1 protein-coding gene is annotated in these 1,324 nt (G+C 70.2%); it reads right to left on the bottom strand.

Features of this window, described 5'->3' with window-relative positions; all coding sequences use genetic code 11:
- The coding region (locus NOD94_RS41100; protein WP_281211348.1) for an acyltransferase domain-containing protein at nt 1–1,324 on the bottom strand (1,324 nt) is incomplete at both ends.

The following is a 1,324-nucleotide window of genomic DNA, read 5'->3' as shown; positions in this document are numbered from 1 at the left end:
CCTCGCCCAGGGCGAGCAGCGACACCACACCGGCCACGGACCCGACGTCCGACAGCAGATCGGCCCAAGCAGCCCGCTCCGCGCCGGACTCAACCACGACCCGGCGTACGTCGGCACCGCGCCCGGCGAGCGCACCCACCACAGCCTCATCACCGGACCCGGCGCCGGAAACCACAACCAGCCAAGTACCCGACAACCGCGCACCGGCACCCGCACCGGCCTCCGTCAACGGCTTCCAGGACACCCGATAGCGCCAGCGGTCCACCTCGGACTGGGTCCGCTGGTTGCGGCGCCAGGCCGAGAGGCCGGGCAGAACCGTGCTCCACGCGCCCTGGTCGTCCATGTCCAGTGTGTCGGCGAGCGACTCCAGGTCCTCGCGTTCCACCGCGTCCCAGAAGCGGGAGTCCAGGTCAGGTCCAGTGCTGCTGCGTGCCGTGCCCGTGAGCTGCAGCCAGTAGCGCTGCCGCTGGAAGGCGTACGTCGGCAACTCCACGCTCCGGGCACCCGTACCGGCGAAGAACGTCGACCAGTCCACATCCAGACCCCGCAGGTGTGCCTGGGCCAGTGAAGCGACCACCGTCTCGGTCTCGGGGCGCCCGTTGCGCAGAGCGGGGACGAAGGAGACACCTTCACCGCCGGTCACGCAGTCCTGGGCCATGGCCGAGAGCACGCCGCCGGGGCCGAGTTCGACGTACGTCGTCACGCCCGCCGCTTCCAGGGCGCGGACGCCGTCCAGGAAGCGGACGGCCTCCCGGACGTGCCGGACCCAGAAGTCCGCCGTACCCATCTCACCGTCGGCGACCAGGGCACCGGTCAGGTTCGACACGATCGGAATGCGCGGAACCTCGAAGGAGAGCCCTTCCACCACCCGGCGGAAGTCGTCCAACATGGCATCCATGTGCGGCGAGTGGAACGCATGGCTGACCGTGAGGCGCTTGCTCTTCCGGTCGCGGAGGGACTCCACCACCGCAACCGCGGCGTCCTCGTCACCCGCGATCACGATCGACCGCGGACCGTTGACGGCGGCGATGCTCACCCGGTCCGTCAGCAACGGCAGGACCTCGTCCTCCGCCGCCTGAACCGCGATCATCACGCCACCCGCCGGCAGCGCCTGCATCAGCCGACCACGCGCCGCCACCAGAGCGCACGCGTCCTCCAGCGACACCACACCCGCCACATGCGCGGCGGCGATCTCACCGATCGAATGACCGGACACGAAGTCCGGCCGCACACCCCACGACTCAACGAGCCGGAACAACGCCACCTCGACCGCGAACAACGCCGGCTGCGTGAACCGCGTCTCATCGAGCGCAGCCCCGTCCGA

The organism is Streptomyces sp. Isolate_45 (genome assembly GCF_024721315.2).
GTDB lineage: Bacteria > Actinomycetota > Actinomycetes > Streptomycetales > Streptomycetaceae > Streptomyces.
This window is presented reverse-complemented; position numbering and strand designations above follow the sequence as displayed.